Raw genomic sequence first — 21,340 nt, 5'->3', positions numbered from 1 at the left:
CCGTGATCACGGGGGAGAGGCTGATGACGGGGCCGTCTTCCGGCCATTCCAATCGTCGTTAGGCGGTTATCGTAATTGGCGTCGTGCAAGCAGGGCCGCACAGTCGGCAAACGCGGTGGCGTCGGCAGGGCACAACGCGATTAGGCGCCTGAGGCACGCCAGCCCGGCCTTGCGATCTCCAGCCTTCGTCACGGCCTTGGCCAGCAAGCGCCACCCATCGCTGTTCACTGGGTCGGTGCGCAGGACAAGGCGATACAGCGTCATCGCCTCCTCCAGGCGCCCGGCGGTGTGGTGATCCGCCGCCAGACGCAGAACGTCGCCGGTCGTCGCCATGAGTCTGGTGGTCCAATACCGTTGTGCAGCCCGAAGCGCATCCTTAATGCGCCACGGTGAGGCTGACCAGGACAATTCACCACCCGAACAGCCACCCCACGCGAGCATTGATCCGGACGGTTCACCAGGGAACGGAATGGCCGATGATCCGGGACTGCCGATGCACACACGAGTTATCGTATGAAAGCTGCTGGTGCTGGGTGGAGAGCATGTCGATGAAACGGCCCTCACCGCGACGTGCAGACGCTGGCCGCCCGCTGGGCGCTGGAGCATGGCGTGCCCTGCATTGCCAGCAATCTAAGATTGCGGTTGTGCGGCCGCGCCGCCGGCTTCGAGCGCAATACGCCACGGTGCGGGCGGCGGCTTTGGGCTGCGGACGGATGATCCTCATCGCCGACCGCGCGGATGCCGGCTCACACCAATGCGCTGCCTGAGGCCTGCGCCAGGGCTTGCGCATTTGATGCATCGCCGAACACCGGCTGCTGGACACCGACGACGGCGCCTTCCACCCCTCGGCCGGGTGAGGCGGCAGCGATGGGCTTCCCTCCGGCGGTTCAAGGTGAAAGTCCCCCAGCCGGCCCGGACGCCCTGACCAATCCAACCAGGGTTGGCGCGGTGTCGCCGAACAGGGGACCACTCAGACCGATCGCGCCGGCAGCACGAGCACAATGGCAAAAGACCATATTTTCATGAACTATGATCATGTTTTTAAATCATGGCACCAAGTAAAGGATTTCGTCGGGACCACGCCCTCGGGACCGATCTGATGCGCTTGAGCGCAAGGAAACGCCGTGCCGCCGATCGCCGCACAGAGCATATCCCGTCGGAGCCGCACAGCCGACAAGGCCGCTTTGGTGCCCGCCCCCTCGCTCTCTCGCCCCCAAGTGCGATGCCCAGCGAGACCTTTCTCGGCGACGCCGATGGTACCGCCAGACCAGTCAGCCGCTGCGCAGGCGGGCGGTGCTTGATTGGACTAAAATCATAAGTTGTTTTGAACTGTTGACGCCGCCCGCCATCCGCGGCCACAGTGACGGGAACCGGCCGGACCGGCGCATCCGCATCACGGCTCCGACCGAAATGGCGGCGACCTTGAGGAGGAGCTCCTCCGGTCCGGCTTCCGCCACCGCGGCCTGGACTGGAAAAGCAGGGGTGCGCGCATGAAGACGCTCGTCGTGATGAACGAGAAGGGCGGGGTCGGCAAGACGACCATCGCCGCCCATGCCGGCTGGTACTTCGCCGAGCGCCTGCCCACCCTGGTCATCGACCTCGACCAGCAGGCCAACCTCTCCGACACGCTTGAGGCCCATGCCGGCACCGTCGACAGCGTCGAGCTGTTTGCCGAACCGACCCGGGTGCCGGCGATGGGCCCGCTCACGCTTGCCCGCTCCACCCGGACGCTGCTGGGGGTTGAGGGGGTGGGGCGCGGCTGCATCGAGGTCTTCCGCGACAGCCTCGCCGCCATGGCCGCCGATTACGGTGTGTGCGTGATCGACACGCCGCCTGCGCTGACCAACCGCAGCTTCGCCGCCCTGCTCGCCGCCGACGCTGTACTCGCGCCCATCGCCATCAACGACTATTCCATCCAGGGCGTGGCCGAGCTGTTGCGCGCCATCAAGGGGGTGGCGCGGCACTATCAGCGGCCCGAGCCGGAGTTCCTCGGGCTGCTGCCCTCGCTGTTCGATCGCAAGAGCCGGCGTGAACGCGCGCTGTTTGAAAGCTTCGCCGCCGAACTCGGCCAGCTGCTGTTCCCCGGCCTGCTTGCCAAGCGCGACCTCTATGCCCGGGCGGTGAGCGAGCGCCAGCCGGTGTGGGCGCTCACCGGCAGCGCCGCCCGCGAGGCGGCCGGGGAAATCCGCGGGGTCTTCGCCCATGTCGCCGGCCGCATGGAGATCGCCCCATGAGCACGCCCGCCACCACACGCGCCGCCATCGCCGCCGCCGCCTTCGCCAACCTACGCGCCGCCGTCGGCGAGGGCCGGGGCGAGGTCCTGACGCTGCCGATCGCCGCCATCGATGAGGACCCAGGCCAGCCGCGCCGCCAGTTCGATGCCGACGAGCTCGCAAGCCTCGCCGCCTCGATCAAGAGTCATGGGCTGGTCCAGCCGGTGGTGGTGCGCCCGGCGATCGACGGGCGCTACCAGCTGGTGGTGGGGGCACGGCGCCTGCGCGCCAGCAAGTTGGCTGGGCTCACCGACATCCCAGCGGTGCTGCGCCCGGCCGACGGCGACGTCTTCGCTGCCCAGTTGATCGAAAACCAGCAGCGCGCGCCCTTGCCCAACAGCGATCTGGCAGCCGCCATCGCCCGGCTGACCGAGGCTGGACAGACCATCGCCCAGATCGCCGCCCTGTGTGCACTCAAGGAGTATCAGGTCTCCGCCTTCCGGCAGGTGGACGCGTTCCCCCCGGCCTTGCGCCAGTGGCTCGACCACGCCGACATCCGCGCGCTCTATGAGCTCTACCGCCAATGGCGCCACACGCCCGACGCACTACTCGCCGCCCTGCCCACCACTGTGCCGGCGGACGGCACGCCCTTGACCGTCACTGAGGCCCGGCGCCTCATCGCCCGCCTTAGCGGCGCTTCAAGCGACACCCCATCCTCTGAGCCGCCATCCTCCACCACTGGGAGCCGAACAGACGAGACAACGCACAGAACATCTCCCACCAGCACGGTGGCCGCCGGACCGCAACAGCCAAGGCCTGGACAGGCCACAAGACCGAAGCCAGCGGAGCCTTCTTCATCACTGCGGCACCGGCCTCCAGAAGCCGCCCAACCCGTTCCGGTCTTCCTGGTCGCCGCCGCCGACGGACGGACTGGCCGCCTGGTTGCCGACCGCCGGGCCGACCGGGCCGGGGCGGCTTTGGTGGCCTATGATGAGGAGCTGCGGGAGGTGGAGGCCAGTGTGCTGCGGATCGTCGCAGTCATCTGAAGAACCACACCGATGAGCCAACGTCCGCCACGGCAGAACACCGGCATGCGCAGGCACAGAGCGTCGCCAAGCCCCCCGCCCTTGCCCTCCGTAAGCCGCCTGTCCGCACCCCTCTCGCCAGGCTCGGCAGCCATCTGCGCATAGCGGCGTTGGATGTCGGCTATTCCATGCAACGAGCCGTCGGGCAGCGAGATGACAACAGCATGGCGCACCTCTTCCGCTGCCACCTCCATTGCGTGGCGAATGGCATCATCGTAAAGGCGGAATTTCGTCACCCGCAGAGCGCCGAAATCATTTCGCATCGGTTCCCAAAGGATAAACTGCACAGCCTCCTCCCCACTGGCAGGCTATATGCAGCATCTGGTAAAAATATTTAATAAACATTAATGGATAATGATATTCCTAAATTGCTCAATATACAAGTATATTACTCAACTCCTTAATTAGGCCAGGGAAACACATCCTATGATGCAAAATTGTATATTCGCCCTCGAGAGGACCATGAGAGGGGCTTATGACTTGATTGTGAAAAAGGACTGAGACGCACCTGGGTCTGTTGCCCTGGGACAATCGAATATGGAGCGACGGTCTCTGCCCAGCACCTCACTACCGTGCAGAGCGATCAGTGCCTGCTCCTGTGCACATTCCAGCCCTACCGGTCAGACGCCGCCATGGCGACTTCGATGGGTGTGCGATGAGAACACCAACAAGAGCCCATCCTCAGCGGTCAGGCTCGGGCGCAGGACTGCCCGGCAGCAGGCGGGGTGCTGCGGCAGCAGTCATCCCCCATCTTTCTCCCACCGCGGTTGAAAAAGGGGGCGGGCATGCCGGCAAAACCAGGACAGACGATGGTCGGGGGCTATGTGGAGGCCGAGTTGGCCCGGCGCTTCGCCGTTTGGGCCCGGCAGACCGACGGCAGCAGCGCCGCAGCGTTGCGGCGGCTCATCACCCAGGCCATCGACGGTCATGAGCCGGCCCCGCCCTCGGGCAGCGGGACTGGGCGGCAGGTCGGGGTCCGCCTCAAGGCGGACGAGCATGCCGCCCTGGTGGTAGCGGCCGCCGCGCACGGCACCAGCCCGGCCAATTGGCTGCGTGCGCTGGCGCTGGTGCATCTGACCCGCCGGCCGCAGTGGAGCCCGGCCGAGCTGGAGGCGTTGCGCGCCATCTTCACCGAGCTGCGCGCCATCAGCACCAACCTCACGCGGCTGTCGGCGCACAGCCCCGATCACGCCGATCCCGAGCTCGCAAGCGAGATGGCTCAGGAGGCAGCCGACCGGGTGCGGCTGGAGATGCGCCGGGTTGTCGCCGTTCTGACGGGACATTTCGAGCAATGGGGGCTGCCGGATGCCGAGCGGCCGACCGCCACCGCCGGCTTTGCCGACCGTGGCACGGCCCCTGCCGGCACGGCGGCAACACACCGCCGACGCAAAAGGCGGGACGACCATGGCTGAGGACGGCAGGCTCAACCCCGACCCCGCGGCCGGGGCGGCGGGATGCAGAGGGAGGGCAGCGGCTCCAAAACCGCCTGCGCGTCCCGGCTCTGGCCGTCAGGTCCGCGTGCCGGCCGGGCCGGCCGGGCATCCTCCGGTGCCTGCCGCTCCCGCTCGGCACGCAAGGCCACGGCCAGGGCTTGGCGGCGGGTGAGCGGAACCGGCAGATCGGCGACAAAGCGGTGCAGCGCGCCGGCCAGTCGGCGATCGGCGGCATCCCCCTGCTCCAGCGCCTCGGCATGGCGCAGATAAGCCGCGCGCACCGCCGCATGCCGGGCCTGGAGGGCTTGGCTCCAAGCCGCCGGCTCCGGAGGGGCGACGCCACCGGCATCCGCCGCGGCCGCCTGCCGGATGGCGCGGTCAGCGTGCGGCTCCTCCCCGCGCTGTTCGGCCTTGCGGGCGGGTAGGGGGCTTGCCTTGCGCACCTGACCGCGCGCCAGCCGCGGCGTTGCCTCCGCGTCGATGCCGCGCCGACGCAGCTCGTCGGCAAAGCGCTCGCGCCAGAGCTGGAGCTCCTGGCGCCCCGGGGCCAGACGCCGGCCGTCATACCCGACCGCCCGCACCGTGACATGCACATGGGGATGGCCGGTGTCGTCATGGCGGACCATCAGCCAATCATAGCGACCGGCAAAGGTCGACCGCGCCCAGGAACGACCGGCATCCTCGACCGGGTCGGGCGGGGTGCCGGGCGGCATCGACAGGATGAAGGCCACGCTCTGGGCCGCGGCGGGATCGGTCGGATTGCGGGCTGCGGCGGCGTTGGCCAGCAGCCACTCCTCCCGCAGCGCCTCAAGCCGACCCTGGCCAGCGATGCGCTCGCCATCCTGCGTTTCCGCTGGCAGCAGCCCCTGGCGGGTGATGTAGGCAAGATGCTCGCGCAAGGCCGCCGCCCCACCGCGCGCCCGGCCGGTGAGCTTCACCATGGCCTCAGGCGCCTTGGCGGCGATGCGCCGCAACCGCTCCTTGGTCCGGGGCGGCAGTGCATCCGGTCCGGCAGCCCCCGCCAGCCGGGCATCTTTGCCATGAAGGGTGGCGGGCAGCCGCCAGGGCTCATCATTGTCATGCTTGGCCATCGCCATCCTCCGCAAGGGTGTTGTGCCGGCGTCGCGGCTTGGCTTGCAGCGCCGGTTCGTCTGCAGCACCGCCTGTCGGCTGCCGCAGACGAGGGAGGACAGCGCCGGATCGCGCCCCGTATGCCCACCCCGGCGCGGGGCACTCTCTGCAATCGGCCCGGCGTCACCGGCCGCCGGGGCCCTCCCTGGTCGGCATTCTGTTGTCGAGGATCGCCGCCACCGCCGCCTTGGCGTCAGCCAGCCCATGGCCACTCAAATCCACCTCGGTGCCGAGAATGGCGGCGAGCAGCCCGTCGGCCTGGCCCGGCTGCGGGGTTGCCGGATCGGTGGGGGCCGGTGCGGACCCGGCCTTGCGCCGGGGGGCCGCTTTGCCGGTGGGGGGCGGGCGGGGCCGCCGCGGTCTGGCCGCCTCCCCACCCTGGGCCTCTCCACCTTGGCCTGCTGCAGTCTTGCGCGGTCGCGCGCGGCGGGAGGGCTGCGCATCTGCCCCGCCGGAGGCAGGGAGCGGGGCGGAGGAGCCGGCGATCGGCTCGAAGCCGGTGCCCCGGTCGAGGCGCACCGGGACATCGATCGGCGTCACCGCCGGCGGCGGGCGGTGCAGGCCGGCAAAGGCGGGGTCGGTGTGATAGCGGATGCGCCAGGCTCGGACCGGGGAAAGCCCGGGGCGCAGCAGGATCGCCTCGTCCGGAGCCAGCCGGGCGATCTCCTGCGGCAGCAGCAAGGCGCGGCGCTGCTCGCTCTCGCTCAGGCTCACCCGGTCGCGACGGAACAGCCGCCAGAAGCGCGGGCCGCTGTGGGTGCGCCCCGCCACCGTGTCATAGCCAACTCGGGCGCTCAGCTCCTCGCACAGCGCCAAATCCTTGGTGCCGAACACCACCTCCAGCCCGCAATTTTCCAAGATCGCCCTGGCCTTGTCCGGACCATAGAGCTCGCGGTCGCGCAGCTGCGCCTTGCTCTGCATCACCAGCATCAGCCGCATGTTGTAACCGGCCACATAAGCAAAGGCATCGGCCAGAACCGGCATCGGCCCCAGAAGCGGGAACTCGTCCAAGAGCACCAGCAGTTGGTGGCGGGCGGCCGGATCATGCTGGGGCAGCGTGCGCACCGTAAGGTCGACAAGCTGCTGGAAAAACAGCGCCAGCAAAGGGCGCAGCCGGGCGATGTTGTCAGGCGTGATCCCGATATAGACGGCATGCAGCCGTGTGCGCAGAGCCCGCAAATCGAAGTCGCTTTGCGCGGTGGCGGCGTCGATGCGCGGGTTGAACCACAAGGACAGCCGCGCCGTGATGGTCTTGCGGATCGAGTTCACCAGATCGGGCGAGCCCTTCAGGTAATCCTCCAGCGCCTTCACCGTCGCCTCAGTGTAAGGGCGCCCAGCCTGTCGCCTGGCCTCGATGCGCTCGATCATCGAGTGCGCACCGTCGACGCTGGACAAGAGCCGCAGCACCTCGCCGAAGGTCAAGGGCAGCTCGGGCGTTTCCGCCAGGAAGCCGGCCGCCCCGGTGAAGGCCGAGCGCGCGGCGTCGGTCCAGAATTGCTGGTCGCCGCCAGCGTGCGGGAAGACCATCTGGGCGATGCGCTGGATGTCCTCGAAGGCGTCGATGCTGCCACGCCGGACATAGCTGAACGGGTTGTAGCGCGCGGTGCGCCCGTCGGGGGCCAGCGGGTCGAACAGGAAGACCGCCTGGCCGGCCGCCGCCCGGATGCCGGCCGAGGCTGCCCAATTCTCCTTCTTCACATCCAAACAGACCAGCGAGGCCTCGTAGAGCAGGCAGTTGGGGATCACCAGCCCCACCCCTTTGCCTGAGCGCGTCGGTGCATAACAGGCGACATGCTCGGGTCCGCCAAAGCGCAAGACCCGGCCGCGGCGGTCTTTGGCGACATAGAGCCCGCCGAAGCGGGCATAAAAGCCGGCCTCGGCCAGTTCACGGCCCCGGGCCCAGCGCGTTCGGCCATGAAGCGGCGGTCCCCGGCGCCCGGGCCAGCCCTGGCGCGCCAGCCGCCCCGTCAGGACCAGCACCGGCAGGGCACTCGCCACCGCGGCGGCAATCCTCAGCCACGGCCCGACCAGCGGGTGGTCCAGCCCGTAATAGAGCAGATACTGCCAGAACTGCAGGAGCGGCAGCATGTCGGGTGTCAAAAGCCGGGTGCCGGCGAGAAAGACCAGCGAGGCCAGCACTGACCATATCAGCACCAGCAAGCCGGCAGCGGTCACCACCACCAGAACCCGGACGGGGTTCGGCCAGCCGGACCAGCCCGTCACGGTCCCGCCTCCCGGGCCAGGCCGGCAAGGGCCGACGCAGCGCGCCTGGTCCCCACCGCCCGGCTCGCCGTCACCCTGTCCGCCGCCGTGCCTGCCATCGGGGCGAAATACACGTCGCTGATGCCAAAGCCGGCGGCTCCGCGCCGGCACTGCGCCACAATGTCGATCCGTTGGCGCAGCAGCGCCCGCACATCGCCATCGGCCAGATGCCGGCCAGCCTCATGCTGCTTGACCATCAAGCCCAGCGCGTCGAAGGCACCAACTGCGCTTGACGCGTGGCAGGTGGTGATGGCGCCGGGATGGCCGGCGCACACCGCGCGCAGGAAGGTGAAGGCGGCGCCATCGCGCAGCTCCTGCATCAGCACCCGGTCGGGGCGCATGCGCAAGGCGGCTTCGATCAGGTCCTCCGCCCCGCCCCGGGCCACCCCCTGGTCACCCTTGCTGTAGAACAGCGCGACATGGTTGCGCTGGGGCAGCTGGATGAATTCGGGCGTGTCCTCGATGGTGACCAGCCGCTCCTCCAGGGGGATCGCGGCGATCAGCGCCCGGGCGAAGGTGGTCTTGCCCGACCCGGTGTCACCGCTGATGATCAAGGTCTTTTTCGCCCCGACCGCCAGTGGGAAGAAGCGCTCCCAATCGCCTGCCCGATACAGCGCCATCAGCTCGGCGTCGAGCGCGCAGAGCTGGGAGCTGGCGGTCGCGGCGAACAGCCCGCCCGCCGCCAGCTCCCCCACGGTGGGAGCATGGCGCGCCGGCCGACGGATGGTCAGGCTGAGCCGGCCAGCCTCGACTGCCGGCGGACGGCAGATCTGCACCCGCTGGCCGTCCGGAAGCACCGAAGCGCACAAGGGGCGCTCCGGTCCGACATCCTGCTGGGTCAGGGCCGCGCACAAGGTGGCGATCGCCTCCAGCCGCTCGGCGTCGAAGGCAGCGACCGCCTGCCACTCCCAACGCCCGCAGCACTCGATGCCGACCTCGCCAGGGCGGTTGACGACGATGTCGGTGACGCCGTCCTGGGCGAGCGGGCCGGCGATCGGCTCCAGCAACCGGCGCAAGGTCGCCTCCCCCCGCCGCATCATCGCCCCCGCTCCGGCTGCACCAGGGAACCGAGGGGGGACATGGCTGGGGCTCCAGCCGGGCCAACGGCATAAACACCGGAGAAATCGAGGTCGCGGGCGACCAGGATACTGACCAGCGCCCCTTGGCTTTTGCGCACCGTCGGCGGGATGGCGATGCTGGCGCGCAGGCTCTCGGCGATCACCGCCTGGGTCTGGCCGGTGTTGATGCTGGTGGTGCCCTCCTTGGCCGCCGCCGCAACCCCGGCCTGGATGGCCCCTTCCACCGTGGACAGCAGCAACGCCCCGCCGAAACGCTGCCAGAAATGCCGGTCGACCGCCCCCTCCAGACCGGAACGGCCGAGCGGGTCTGTGCCTGGGCTGTCGAGCGCGATCACCACCCCTTGCGGGGTCTCCGCCCGCGTCCACACCACGAACATCCGCTCCCGCCCCTGCTGGACGCCGCCACGGAACTGGCCGACCACCCGGGTGCCGCGGTCGAGCAGGGTCAGCCCGGTCTTGCCAAGCACGTCTTGCGGGATGTGGCAGCTCACCAATCCCGGCAGGCTGGAGTCCATCGCCGTCTGCAAGATGCAGGGGATCACTGTTCCGCTGGTCAGAAGATAGGGCTGGTGACGCAGGACACGGGCCGCCACCCCGTCGAACGGGGTCGGCTGCAGCCGGACGGCCAGATCATCGCCGCCCGCCCCGTCCCCACTCTCCAGGCTGTTCACCAGGCCTGGACCGATGCCGGCCACCCCACCCGCAAGGGCCGGTGCAGCCCCCGCCCGGTCACCGCCGCGCCCACCGCCCGATCCGCCTGGGCCACCGGCGGTGTAGACCAGCAGGCGATCTCCGTGCTGCGGCTTGGAGGCCGCCGGGGCTGGCGGCGGGGGTGGTGCCGGGGGCAAAGGCAAGGGCAGCGCCACCGGCTGGACCGGCGGGGCGGGTGGCGGGGCCGCAGGAGGAACAGGCGGCGGCGGTTCGTAGCGCACGGCTGGGCGCACCGCCGGCGGCGGGGTGTCCCGGTGATCGAGATCGGGCCGCTCGGCAGTGAGCAGGATGACGCCACAGGCCAGCACCGTACCGGCGATGAGGACACCGACACCGGTTGCTTTGCCGATGCCCTGCCGTCGCCCGGCCACCTCGGACACATGGCGTTCGCCCGCCACGCCGCTCCCGTCGCCCTGACCACCGTCGCCGGGCGGACGGCGGGGCGGAGCGGCGGATGGCTGGGCGCTATCGGGATCGCCACCGGGACCGCGGTCCTGATCGGGGGGTTGCGTGTCGCTCATCAGGGGCCCTCCTGGCGGATGGTTCGGGCGAGATCGGGCAAGCCGGTACCGGTGCCAGGATCGCGCCCGGCCGGATCGAAACCGCGGTTGAGGATGCGCAAGGCCTCCTGCCCATCGCGCAGCAGGAAGCTGCGGGCGGTGGTCTGCACCACCACCCGGTCGCCGGACATGGTGAAGGGAACCAGCGTCTCGCTGCCGTCGGGAGCGGCGGCGTAGATCGCCGGAAGGCGCCGGTTGCCGGGGAAGCGGAAGGCCGTCTGGCGGCCGTTGTCGCTGACCTCGGCCGGCTCCAGGGCGGGGGAGCCTTGCGCGACATAGCGCCAGTTGCGCGGACCGTCCGCCCAGCCCTGCGCCAGCCGAGCCTGGACGGCGCGCTCCTGCGCCGCCGCCGCGGCTGCGGCCCGGCGTGCGGCCAGCGCCTTGCGCTCCTCGTCGGGATAGCGGAACTGCACGGCGAAGAGGGCGGCCTCCTCGCCGCTGGCCGCCACCAGCCGCAGCTGGTAGGAGCGCCGGCTGCCGTCGGGGCGCCGGGTCACGACCTGCGCGTTGGTCGGCGGAACGGGGCCGGTCGGCTTGACGAACAGCATGGCGCCGGCCGGCTGGGCCAACCAGGCATCGGCATCACCGATGGCGACCTGGGTCACCTCCTCATCGGCGCCGAAGAGAAGTTGGGTCGAGCTGGTCGGGCTGCCGACGATGCGCACCACGTCGAGGTTCGTGTAGACGACGCTGGCGACCCGCGGATCCTGGCGGCCCGGCCGCGGCACCTGCTCGGCCCGGACAGTCCCGGCCAACAAGACGGCGGCGGTAAGCCCAATGCCAGCAAGGCGGAAAGACGGACGTGGGATCAAGGCACCACCTCCTCATCCACCCGGTAGCTGGTGACGAGGAAGCCCAGCGGGTTGACGTTCAGTGCCGAGGCGCTGAGCGTGCCGGGCGCAAACTCGAAGCCGATGGTCGCCACCAGGTGCCGAGCCGACGAGGCCCCGTCGCGCGTGCGCTCGCTCTGGACAAAGCGCAGCTGCGCCAGCCTGTCCCCAAGGAAGCTGGTGGACACCCAGCGCACCGAGGCCCAGCCGCCGGCGCCGAGCAGCACCTGCGGGCTGGCTGGGTTGGCGCCGCGGAAGGCAGCGGCATAGTCGGCCTGAACCTGGGGGGCCGACATCAGCGCCACCGCGTCGAAATTGGCATGCGCCTCAGCCGCGCTGTAGCCCTGGCGCAGCCGGACATACTGCCACAGGAAATAGCGCTGCTCGGCCTCACTCGCTTCCATTGGCCCGCCGCGCACATCATAGACACGCTCGACCACGCCGGTCGCCTGATCGACCCGGAACACCAGCGGCACCACGCTCTTGAGCGGCACCAGGGCGGCCACCGCCAGCGTGCCGGCCAGCCCCGCCACCATCCCGGCGGCTCCAACGGCAACGCCGAACCGCGCCATGCGGCGGCTGGCGCGCAGCCGGTCGGCCTCATAGCTGGCGACCTGGGTGAAATAGGCCGAGAGCAGCGCCGGATCGGCGGCGACCGGGCGGGCCTGGAAGGCTGCGGCCGAAACGGCCGCAGGACTGGCGGCAGAGGAGGCGGGTTGACCGGGGCTCACCGCCCAGCTCCGTCAGCCGGCAAGGCCGGCCAAAAAGCGACGGGCGGGATGAGATCAGCCTCAGTCGGGCTCCAACGGCCGGGATTGAGCGGGCGCAGCGGACCGGTGGCCTCGCCCAGCGGCGGGGCCTCGGCACAGGCCGACAGGGCGCACAGCAGCAAAAAGGCCAAAACTCGGATCATGGTCAGTCTCCCCTGTCGTGAGGCGGTGGGAGGAAAGGGCAGGGCGGCCACGCCATCAGGGAACGACGCCCCGGTCAGACAGCGAGGGGCCAGGTGGAGTTGGGCGACGCCGAGTGGCCGCCCCGCCACCCCGCCAAGCAGCCTCACCCGCGGCATGCAGCACACCCAAGGCGCCTGAGCGGCCGACGCGGTGGGACTGGCCGTCGGCATCGAGCTGGCTGTGTCCGGTCGAGCCGAGGGCCGCATGGCCACTGCGCAGCAGGGCGCCGGTGTGGAAGGCGAGGCCACCGGACAGGGCGGCGGCCAGAGCCGGCAGCTGCAGCGCCACATAAGCGGCGACCGCGAAGAAGATCACCCCGGCAAGCAGGACCTGCAGCATCACCATCGGGTCGACCGAGCCCATCAGGGCGATCCTCCCGATCAATTGCTGCTCCACACCAAGGATGATGTAGAGCAGGACAGTGGTGGCAACCTGGAGGATGACGCAGCCGATCAGGGAGCCGATCCAGCGCTCGAACACCGCCCGAGTGGCGGCGAACAGCGCCAAGGGCACCAAAAGCGGTCCGAGCGCGATGTAGAGCGCCAGCACCAGCCGCGACACCAGCCAAATGGCGAAGCAGAAGGCGGTCGACAGGATCGAGGCCGCCCAGAACAGCACCACCACCGCCTTTTCCGCGACGTCGCTCCAGCCGAGCGTGCGCCACACCTCCAGCCCAGCATGCCACGCCTTCAGCCAGACCCGGTCGAAGCTGTCGGCGCTGACCGTGCTGACTGTACCCGAGGAGGTCAGCGCCGCTGCCAAGCCGTTGGGCAGGGCGGTGAAGAACAGCTCATGGATGTAGCGCTGGTAGACCCCGGCCCCGGTGACGACCCACACCACCAGCATCATCGCCAGCAGCCGGGACAGCACGGTGGAGGCGGTGTCGGTGACGCGGCCGGACAGCAGGGCCAGTCCGGTCAACGCGACATAAAGCACCAGCGCCAGCCGCAGCGGTGTCGCGACATAGGCGAGGAAGGCCGCCATCACGTCGGCCACCGCATCGACCAGCGGGGCTTCCACCTGGGCGACGATGTAGGCGAAAATCCGCCATTGAATGTCCTCCATCGCCACTCACTTCCCGGCCCGGCCGGCCTCGATCAGCAAGGAGCGCCGGGCGGCCTCGCAATGGTCGAGCGTCGGGGTTCGTCGGCACATGATGAGCTTTCCTTGGCGTGTCTCGGGGTCATTCGACCAAAACTCCGGATCGTTGGGATCCATAGTGCCGGTGCGGGCGCGGGCTTGGCGCAGGGCCACCTCGACGCTGGCTTGTTGGGCGTTGACGCAGTCGGAATCGCGGCCAAGCCGGCCGGGATCATCGAAGCAGGCGAGCTGGACTTGCGCGCGCTCTTGCGGGTGGTCGGCGTACCAGCCGACGCTGCGCGGCGCGGCCGCAACGCCTGAGGGGGCCGGAATGAGGACGGTGAGGGCCAGGACTGCCGGCAGAAGGTGCGGCGTGCGGAGCGGGATCGTCATCACTCAGCCTCCCCGCGCCTTGGCTTGCGCGATCAGCGCGTCGATCGATTGCCGCCGCCGTTCCTGCTCGCGCTGGTCCTGATTGCGCATTTGCGCCTGCTGCCACAGCACCAGCGATTGCGCCTGCACCTGCTGGGCTTGGATGTAAGCCTGTTCGGCGCTGATGCGGGCGGCGAGGTCGGCCACCGCCTTGGCGTCCGCGGCGGTGGCGAGCTGTCCTTCGATGGCCTGCAGGACGGCGACCCGGCTGGCCGCCGACTGGTAGAGTCCGCTCGCCATCGCCTGCGCGCCGGCGACGCTGGTGGCGGTGCGCTGCATCTCCTGTGCTTGGAAGTCGGCACCATCAGGGCTGTAGACACGGTTGCGCTCCAACTGCCCTTGGGCCGCACTGCCAAAGGCCCCAGGCCCGAGAGCACGGCCCTCCATCACCGATCCCAGCACGTTGCTTTGCGCCGGCAGGGCGTTTCGGAACGCCTCGACGTTGAGCTGCTGGCCGAGCTCGGTGAGGGGGCTCGACGGCGCATGGGCGATCGCCTGATAGGTCTGCTGGAGCTGCTGGTATTGCTGCTGCATCGCCTGCAGCTGCTGGGCCATCTGCTGCACCTGCTGGACCGCCTGGGCCAAGTTGGCCGGGTCGATCACCGCCAGCTGGGCGTGGGCGGGCGGAAAGACCGCCGGGACCAGCGTGGCGGCGAGTGGCACGGCACGGAGTGCAACGCGTCTGCTCATCATGGGGGTCTCCATCCTGTGAGGGCGGCGTCATGTGAGGGCGGTGCGCCACTGCCGGCGGAAGTGCGGCAGCCAAGCGTCGGGCTCGGCGCCGTGTTCGTCGATCAGCCGCTCCATCAGCCGCACCGTGCCGGCGCGGGCCGACAGCACCGCCACCAGATCGTCGAGCCCGCCGAGATCGAGCTCGCAGGCGACCGAGGCCGTGCCCTGCTTAAGCAGGAAGCGCCGGCCGCCAACGGTGAGATCCTCGCGCACCGCCTGGAATTCCGGCCCGGTCAGCTTCAGCCCGCCTTGATAATCGGCGGCATCGGCGCGCGGGTTCGGCATCAAAATCTGCGTTGGGCACTGCTCGATGATCGAATGCGCGATCGGGCTTTTCAGCGCATCGGCCGGTGACTGGGTGCCCAGCACCACCAGCCCATTCAGCTTGCGGATGGTCTTCAGCTTGTCGTTCACCAGGTCGCGGAAGCCGGGGTCGAGCAACGCCTTCCAGAACTCGTCGATCACCAGAACCAGCCGCCGGCCGTCCAGCAGCCCTTCGATGCGGTGGAACAGATAGGCCAGCACCGGACCACGGGCGAGCGGGTCGTCGAGCAGGGTGGTGACGTCGAAGCCGAGAAACGGGGCTTCAAGCGCCAGGGCGTCGGCCTCATTGTCGAGCACCCAGCCAAGCGCCCCACCCCGGCACCAGCGCTCCAGCCGGGCACCGGGGCCAGCCGGGTCGGCCTGGCCGAGAAAGGCGCGCAGCTCACCCAGCGAGCGGGCGTCCGGCGGCAGCGCCATCAAACAGCCGAGTCCGAGCTCAAGACGCCGCTCGTCCTCCGGCGCCAAGCTGTCGTCCGGTGCGGTGATCAGCCCGGTGATCAGGCGCTTCAGAAAGGCCAGATCGGCCGGAGCCTCGGTGAGCGCCTTCAGCGGTGCCAAGCCCGACGGGGCGCCGGCCGGCAGCACCAGATAGACCCCGCCGACCGCGCGCGCCAGAATTTCGCCGCCGCGGTCCTTGTCGACGAACACCACCTGCGCCCCCTGGCGTCCGGCCAGCGCCGCCAGGAACAGCATCAGCGTCGTCTTGCCCGAGCCGGCTGGGCCGGCGATGAACACATTGCCGAGATCGTTCACCGTGCCGGTGGAGGCGTGCAGGTGGAAGCGGTAGGCGGTGCCGCCGCTGGTGCGCAGCAGGGTCAGCGGCTCGCCCCAATGGCCGTGCAGGGCACCGGCAGGGTGGTTGTGCAGGCTCGCCATGGCAGCGAAGTTGCGCGAGCTGATGGCACCCGGGCGCGGACGCAGCCGCATGTTGCCGGGCAACTGCGCCCAATAGGCTGCCTCCAGCGCCAAATCCTCACGCGCCACCACCGCCCCGCTCTCGGCCAGATCGCGCCGGGCCCGCGCCGCCACCTCGGCAAGCGCACCCAAGCTGTCGGCGAAAGTGACCAGGCTGAGATGGTGGTCGCCCATGACGAAGGCGTTGGAGGCCAAAAGGTCGGCCGCCTCACTCAAGGCCGCCGTCTGGCTGGCCGCCTTGTCTTGCGCGGTCACCATCTGGTTTTGCTTGCGCGTCAGCACGCCATGGGCCGCCTGCTTGTTCAAAAAGCCGAAGCTCTGGGTCAGCACGCAGCGGTAGGGGGCGGCCAGCACGCCGTCGAACAGGCCGGGCCAGCTGGTGGCGGGATATTCGCGCAGGCCGAAGGCCGCGGCATAGCTGGAGCCGCCGGCACCGCGGATTTCGATCGCCTCGCGGCCGACAATGACGCGGTCGGTGTAGATCGCCCCGCCGAGATGACCGTTCACCAAAGGCACCGGCAGGACCTGTCCGGTCAAAACCAGGCGCAAGGCCTCGGCCGGCTCGGAGAACAGGAGGCCATTGGCCGTGCGCAAGGCCAACCGGCGCGGGCGGTAGGCCTCAAGTTCCTGGAGCAGTGTGCCCACCACCGCCTCCAGCGCCTCCAGCCCGGCCGGTGCGGCAGCCCGGCTGCGGTCGCCGCGCCGGCGCCGGGCGAAGAGGCTGGCGATCCGCCGCTCCGAGCCCAGCGGCGGGCGCAGCAGCACCGACACGAAGAGCCGGTTGCAGTACAAGCGGTTGGCCAGCAGCCGCGCCCGGTAGGCGGTATCGAGCGTACGGGCGAAGGCGTTTGCACAAGGGGCTTGCGGATACTCAGCCCCATCGGCTCCCAGCCGCACGATATGGCTGGCCAGCACCAGCCGGTCGGACGCGATGTTGCGCAAGAGGATGTTGCGTTGGGCGTGGCGGGCGTTGACCTCAGCGGGATCGGCCGTCTCAAAAGCCACCCCTTCCAGCTCGATCATCGCCAACAGCGCGCCGTCGTCGAGCAGCAGGGTACCGGCGTCGGCATGGCCGAGATAGGGCAAGTAGGTGTCGGGCGGGCGCTCGCGCGCGGCGAGATTGGCGCTAAACATGAACCCGCAGCTCCCGGGCCTGACGAGGGCGGACGGGCGGCAGCGGGCTGACCGAGGCGCCGCCCCAGATCTCCCGGTTGCGCGCCCGGGCCTTGGTGTCCGCCCACAGCCGCAGCAGGCCGAACAGGTTGTGGTCGTAGGCGATCACCAGACGGATGGCGCCGTGCAGCGCCACACCAACCAGCAGGTAGAGGGGATTGCCCATCATCACAAAAACGATGGTCGTCGCCATGCCGGTGAGGGCCACCGCTTCCAAAGGCACGCCACGCCACATGGCCGGGCGGGTACAGGCCAGGAAGAGCGGATCCTCGGTCAGTCCGTCCGCCATCGCTCAGGCTCCAATGATCTGGTCGATGAGCCAGGCCGAGGAGAAGATCAGCATGACGCCGAGCAGCACGCCGCCGACCGTGCGCATGCTGATCGCACCCAGCAGCGCCCCCACCCCAACCACGCAGATCGCCAGCACCGCCAGCAGCCGGCCGGCGGTGCCGGTGATGATGTTGACCAGATTCTGCAGGAAGGTGGTGATGTCGCCGCCACCGCCGGCCGCCTGCGCCCAGGCCGGATCGGCGGCAACAGCGAGAACGGCCGCGGCGGCAAGAGCTGGCAGGAACCGGTGGAGAGCCGGTCGCCGCCACCGGCCGCCACCCTGGAGCCCGCAGATATGTTGGGCGGGCACCGGGCCTGCGGCGGACGGCGCGGCGGGGCACGCGCCGGCACCGGAGGCGGTGATCAGCGTGACGGGACGGGGCGGCGGGATGGGCGGCAGGGCATAAGGCATGGGGCAAGCCTCCTTCAAGGCGCGAAAGCCGTGACGGACCGACAGGCGGCGATTCAGGGCATGCCGGTGGCGCTCCCGCCCAAGACAGTGGCGGGCCGTCAGAGGCGGCAGCCAAGGTGTTGACCTCAGGGCGGAGGCGCCCGGAGGGGGTGGGTGGGCTGTGGCGCCAGCTCAACCGTTGTCGGCGAGGCTGCCGGAGGCGGGGGGTGCTGCTGTCGCCCGGACTCAGGCGGAGCACGGCCGCCGGCCTGGGCCCGGGCAAAACGGGCTTGCCCGTAGACGTCCCACGCCGCCGGACCAGACGGGAGAGCGGAGGGTGGACGAGCCGTCGCAGACAGAGCGGGGGGCGGAACGGGTCCGTCCGGCGGTGGTGCCGCCGTTCGCAGTGCCGGCACGATCTGCCCGGCGGCGGCTTGAACCTTGGTGACGTAGCCATTGGCAAGGCCGCGCGCCGGTGAACCGGTGTTGTAGCGCGACAGGGCGCGCCGGAGGGCCTGCTGGCTGTCTTCCCCGGGAGCCGGACGGTAGCCTTCGACCAGCAGGCGGGCCGCGGCATCAAGGCTGGCACACGGATCAAACGCCGCGGCTGGCGTGAGGCCGAGGTGGGGCAGGTTGGCGCTGTTGATCTGCATGAGCCCAAGATCAAGCGAATGGCCTTGCGCCAGCAGGGCCGACGCCGTCGTCACCGCTGTCGTCTGGTCGTCCGGCGCATAGGCGCGCCCGCTGTGGTTGTCGTAAATGGCCAAAGGATTGAAGCGGCTCTCCGTCTGTGCGATGGCCGCCAGCGTGTCGGTATGGACCGCCGGCGCACAGCCGGCCGCCAACGCTGTGAACAGCGCGACGCTCAGCATCGCGTGTTCTTTCCAAAGGAACCGGCATGATATCTTTCAACCGATATCGGCAACGTGGATGGCCGGTGGCATTGGCACCGTCTTAAGCCGCGGGGCTGTTCAGCCGCTCGGAGGAACAAAAAAGGCGGAAAGGCGCGCGCAGGCGGCGCCAGCACAGGACACGTCATGATTTTAAGTCCCATTGCGGTGGGAGCCGATCGCACCAGTCTTGCGGCGCGATGTCGAATTTCAGCTGTAATCCGTAGCGGTGATTTGCACGGCAAAGAAGAATTCCTGAGCCGTCACCCTGTCAAAGATCGCCGCCCTGCGCAACCATTAAGGGCGCTTTTCCGTGGTTGTATTAAGGGGAAGATGGTGACCATTGGGAGAGGAAGGACTGCAACGATGTAATCCGTTGAGATATCATACAAGAGGAAAGCTTAAGTTTATAAGAAATTATCGCTTGTACCGGATATATAGTCTTTTAATAATTAGGGATATATCCGGAATCCGGCACAGTAATACTATAGTATGCATATTCAAGGCTTTCCATCAGCCGGTTTGGTTCAGGACACTATTGAACTTGCACAACGATTGAGAGATCGAACCGGGCTCGACCGAGGGAGAGCCGGTGCTGGTTTTGGGTCCGCCACCTCCAAAAAGCGCCGCTCAACGGTCACCGCGGAGCAGCGGAGAGCCTCGTGGATGCCTCCCCTTTTGCCCCGCTTTGCCGCTGTCCCTCACCTCAACTGGACATGGTGAGCCGTCACAGGGCCAATCTCCGCCACATAGGGGACGCGCTTCGTCAGATCATCGGCCAAGCCGAACAGCAGGTATGCGCGCTAATTTTTAAGAGCATGAAGAGTGCCGGCCCGATTGTGCCAGGATCTCCGGTCCCACGCGCCGGCATGGGCCGCGCCTCCTCCCCGAGCCAGCACCGGGGCAGCCGCGCGGCTGCCATCCGCCGGCTCCATGCCCGGTCCTGTCTCGGCCCTGCCGGTGACACTCCGGGCTAGGGCTGCGCTCTCCTGTTCTTGAACCAAAGAGGCCGCCTTGGATGCACAGAGGCGCAGTCCCAGCGGCTTACCAGCATCTACTCGTCATGTCCGGCAATATCCCGAGACTGCGCTGGAAGGCAGGCTCTCAGACGATCCGCAAAACCTGCGCCTCTCAAGCTGGTGTCCATCAACTCCCGCGCCACTTGTTCAATGCGCATGACGATCTGCTCACGATTCGGTGAAGGCCATGCCGAGTGCCAGAAGGCATCAGCTTCCACCCATTCCTTACCTTGGCGATCTCTTTCCAGAGCCTCCAAAGCCATATAAAGAATGTTGGTAAGCGTCTCACCCGCCTTTCCTGTTTCAATCCGGGAAACTTGTCCTTGATCAACGCCAATCAGCTCGCCGGCCTGTGCTTGAGTTAATCCTAATTTTATACGCCGCTTTCTCAATTCTCTGCTGTCTGTGATTGGAAGCATCTGGTTTAGTCTCTGATGAATGCTTCCTTCATCATATCCTGTCCTCGCCAAATGCGCCACAGGTCCGGATTGACGCAGCCCTGTCGGCATCCTAACATTTCCGACCTTGCCCCTCTCACTGCCGTCGATTGTTGGCAACATAGACTCCGCAGCGGTCGTTGCGCAGGTCTGCGATGGCAGCTTCCCAGCCCTGCCCATCGTCACCACCGCGGTCCTTCGGCCGCAGCGCTCTGCGGTGCAGAGTGCCTCATTCTATCCACGCCCCACAGCCGCCGCCTGTAGGCCGGTCTCGCTTGGCAGAAAGGGCGTCACCGGCAGTCCCTCAATATCCGCCCCAGCTCGACCTTGCCGTTGACCTGACGGTGGCCCGAGGCTTTCCCGGTACAGAATCGTCCGCTGCCAAAGAGCTTTGCACTGTGCAAAGGCGTGCCCGGCAGAGGAGGGCGGAGGAGAAGAGGGGCAGGATAGGGGCGCCGGTAGCAGGTTTTAAACCAGGGCAAGCTGGACGCATGGCTTTCCTATCCATCGCCCATGGTTCCCCCAGCCCGGCCATAGCGGGCCAGCAGCGGGTCCTGCCGTTTCAGGATGCGCTCCAGGTTGGCGAGCGCATCGTCCACCCCCTCGGCCGGCTCCACCCAGCGGTCGGGCTCCGGCGATATCGGGGGCACTTCCTTTGGCGATGCCGCCGGACGGGGGGCGGAGGCGGGACGCGGCGCCACTTCCCCCAGCATCGGCGCCAGATCCTCCGCCACGAAGATGCGGTGGCTGCGCCGGCGCGTGATCTCCACGGCGATCTCCAGCCGCTGCAACTCCTCCAGCAGATCGGTGGCCGCACTGGTGGCGCAGCGCAGCCGGGCCGCCAGCCGGGCCGGGCCGATCACCCCTTCCGCCGCCACCGCGTCGACAGCGCGGCGGATGCGCGCGTCGCGGCGCCGGTCGCCGACACGCCGGCGCCAGCCGCGCCAGCGGTGCAGCAGGGCGACAAGGCTTTCCTCCCCCTCCTCCGCTTGCCGGGCCATGCCGCCGAGGAAGGCCGTCAGCCAGCTCCCATTCGGTTCGGCCCGGCGGACCGCCTCGACCCCGTTCAGGCAAGGCAGCGGCAGCGGCGTCATTCCCTGGGCGGCGAGGAAACGCGACACCGCCAGGCAGGCGCCGCTGCGGTCGCCGCCCTCATCCAGATGGGCGAAGAAGCCGAGACCGCAGGCGATCAGCACCGTCCCTTTCGCCGGTCCCAGCGCCTCCTCCATCCGCGCCACCGCATCGTCAGTCCCGAGGGGGGCGAGAGGGGGCGTGTCGTCATCCACGGCGTCACGACCGGCATCGTCGGCGAGCATCTGCCGCATCAGGTCGAGCGCCAGCATGGTCGCCCCCCAGTCGC

General features: G+C 68.8%; 20 protein-coding genes. 3 read left to right on the top strand and 17 right to left on the bottom strand.

Annotation, left to right across the window (positions count from 1 at the left end; translation table 11 throughout):
- Positions 1–66: 66 nt before the first annotated feature.
- On the bottom strand, positions 67–333 hold the full coding sequence (locus TSH20_RS19710; RefSeq protein WP_109076309.1) for a tetratricopeptide repeat protein: 267 nt from the start codon (positions 331–333) through the stop codon (positions 67–69).
- A gap of 1,157 nt (positions 334–1,490) precedes the next feature.
- Between TSH20_RS19710 and TSH20_RS19705 the strand changes: the two genes are divergently transcribed.
- Both TSH20_RS19705 and TSH20_RS19700 read left to right on the top strand, forming a co-directional pair.
- Entirely contained in the window at positions 1,491–2,234 is a 744-nt protein-coding gene (locus TSH20_RS19705; protein ID WP_158282032.1) for a ParA family protein, read from the top strand.
- Complete coding sequence (locus tag TSH20_RS19700; protein ID WP_109076307.1) at positions 2,231–3,259, top strand: ParB/RepB/Spo0J family partition protein; 1,029 nt, start codon at positions 2,231–2,233, stop codon at positions 3,257–3,259. Before TSH20_RS19705 ends, TSH20_RS19700 begins: the two co-directional genes overlap by 4 nt.
- Here TSH20_RS19700 and TSH20_RS19695 read toward each other — a convergent pair.
- The gene (locus TSH20_RS19695) at positions 3,199–3,585 is read right to left on the bottom strand and encodes a hypothetical protein (protein WP_109076306.1); all 387 of its coding nucleotides are present in this window, start codon (positions 3,583–3,585) and stop codon (positions 3,199–3,201) included. The genes TSH20_RS19700 and TSH20_RS19695 overlap by 61 nt on opposite strands.
- A 522-nt stretch (positions 3,586–4,107) precedes the next feature.
- On the opposite strand from TSH20_RS19695, the gene TSH20_RS19690 reads away from it, so the two are divergent.
- Positions 4,108–4,710, top strand: coding sequence for a hypothetical protein (locus TSH20_RS19690; protein WP_109076305.1), 603 nt, complete (start codon positions 4,108–4,110; stop codon positions 4,708–4,710).
- An 11-nt stretch (positions 4,711–4,721) separates the two neighbouring features.
- Here TSH20_RS19690 and TSH20_RS19685 read toward each other — a convergent pair whose 3' ends face one another.
- From TSH20_RS19685 to TSH20_RS35030, 15 genes are all read right to left on the bottom strand, one after another.
- A complete protein-coding gene (locus tag TSH20_RS19685) occupies positions 4,722–5,822 on the bottom strand; it encodes a relaxase/mobilization nuclease domain-containing protein (RefSeq protein ID WP_158282031.1) in 1,101 nt (366 codons plus the stop codon).
- A 163-nt stretch (positions 5,823–5,985) separates the two neighbouring features.
- Positions 5,986–8,085, bottom strand: a complete 2,100-nt coding sequence (locus TSH20_RS19680; RefSeq protein WP_109076303.1) for a type IV secretory system conjugative DNA transfer family protein — start codon at positions 8,083–8,085, stop codon at positions 5,986–5,988.
- Positions 8,082–9,164 carry a P-type DNA transfer ATPase VirB11 gene (gene virB11 / locus TSH20_RS19675; protein ID WP_199232121.1) on the bottom strand — a complete coding sequence of 361 codons (1,083 nt, stop codon included), beginning with the start codon at positions 9,162–9,164 and terminating at the stop codon, positions 8,082–8,084. The genes TSH20_RS19680 and virB11 overlap by 4 nt, the downstream gene beginning before the upstream one ends.
- Complete coding sequence (gene virB10, locus TSH20_RS19670; RefSeq protein WP_109076302.1) at positions 9,161–10,435, bottom strand: type IV secretion system protein VirB10; 1,275 nt, start codon at positions 10,433–10,435, stop codon at positions 9,161–9,163. The genes virB11 and virB10 overlap by 4 nt, the downstream gene beginning before the upstream one ends.
- Positions 10,435–11,286: a TrbG/VirB9 family P-type conjugative transfer protein gene (locus TSH20_RS19665; RefSeq protein ID WP_199232122.1), complete on the bottom strand. Its 852-nt coding sequence runs from the start codon at positions 11,284–11,286 to the stop codon at positions 10,435–10,437. Before TSH20_RS19665 ends, virB10 begins: the two co-directional genes overlap by 1 nt.
- The gene (locus TSH20_RS19660; protein WP_109076301.1) at positions 11,283–12,035 is read right to left on the bottom strand and encodes a VirB8/TrbF family protein; all 753 of its coding nucleotides are present in this window, start codon (positions 12,033–12,035) and stop codon (positions 11,283–11,285) included. The genes TSH20_RS19665 and TSH20_RS19660 overlap by 4 nt, the downstream gene beginning before the upstream one ends.
- Before the next feature lie 237 nt (positions 12,036–12,272).
- Positions 12,273–13,322, bottom strand: coding sequence for a type IV secretion system protein (locus tag TSH20_RS19655; RefSeq protein WP_109076300.1), 1,050 nt, complete (start codon positions 13,320–13,322; stop codon positions 12,273–12,275).
- 6 nt (positions 13,323–13,328) lie between these two features.
- A complete protein-coding gene (locus tag TSH20_RS19650) occupies positions 13,329–13,730 on the bottom strand; it encodes an EexN family lipoprotein (protein WP_109076299.1) in 402 nt (133 codons plus the stop codon).
- Positions 13,731–13,733: 3 nt separating this feature from the next.
- Complete coding sequence (locus TSH20_RS19645; protein ID WP_158282030.1) at positions 13,734–14,462, bottom strand: type IV secretion system protein; 729 nt, start codon at positions 14,460–14,462, stop codon at positions 13,734–13,736.
- A gap of 27 nt (positions 14,463–14,489) precedes the next feature.
- Positions 14,490–16,874 carry a VirB4 family type IV secretion/conjugal transfer ATPase gene (locus TSH20_RS19640; RefSeq protein WP_109076297.1) on the bottom strand — a complete coding sequence of 795 codons (2,385 nt, stop codon included), beginning with the start codon at positions 16,872–16,874 and terminating at the stop codon, positions 14,490–14,492.
- Complete coding sequence (locus TSH20_RS19635; protein ID WP_109076296.1) at positions 16,867–17,202, bottom strand: type IV secretion system protein VirB3; 336 nt, start codon at positions 17,200–17,202, stop codon at positions 16,867–16,869. The genes TSH20_RS19640 and TSH20_RS19635 overlap by 8 nt, the downstream gene beginning before the upstream one ends.
- 3 nt (positions 17,203–17,205) lie before the next feature.
- Positions 17,206–17,655, bottom strand: coding sequence for a TrbC/VirB2 family protein (locus TSH20_RS19630; RefSeq protein WP_109076295.1), 450 nt, complete (start codon positions 17,653–17,655; stop codon positions 17,206–17,208).
- Positions 17,656–17,780: 125 nt separating this feature from the next.
- Complete coding sequence (locus TSH20_RS19625) at positions 17,781–18,506, bottom strand: lytic transglycosylase domain-containing protein (protein WP_109076294.1); 726 nt, start codon at positions 18,504–18,506, stop codon at positions 17,781–17,783.
- Between the two features lie 1,072 nt (positions 18,507–19,578).
- A complete protein-coding gene (locus TSH20_RS19620; protein ID WP_199232123.1) occupies positions 19,579–20,052 on the bottom strand; it encodes a helix-turn-helix domain-containing protein in 474 nt (157 codons plus the stop codon).
- A gap of 428 nt (positions 20,053–20,480) precedes the next feature.
- On the bottom strand, positions 20,481–21,340 hold an 860-nt coding region (locus tag TSH20_RS35030; RefSeq protein WP_158282029.1), incomplete at its 5' end, for a hypothetical protein.

It is taken from the genome of Azospirillum sp. TSH20 (assembly GCF_003115935.1).
Taxonomy (GTDB): domain Bacteria; phylum Pseudomonadota; class Alphaproteobacteria; order Azospirillales; family Azospirillaceae; genus Azospirillum.
This window is presented reverse-complemented; position numbering and strand designations above follow the sequence as displayed.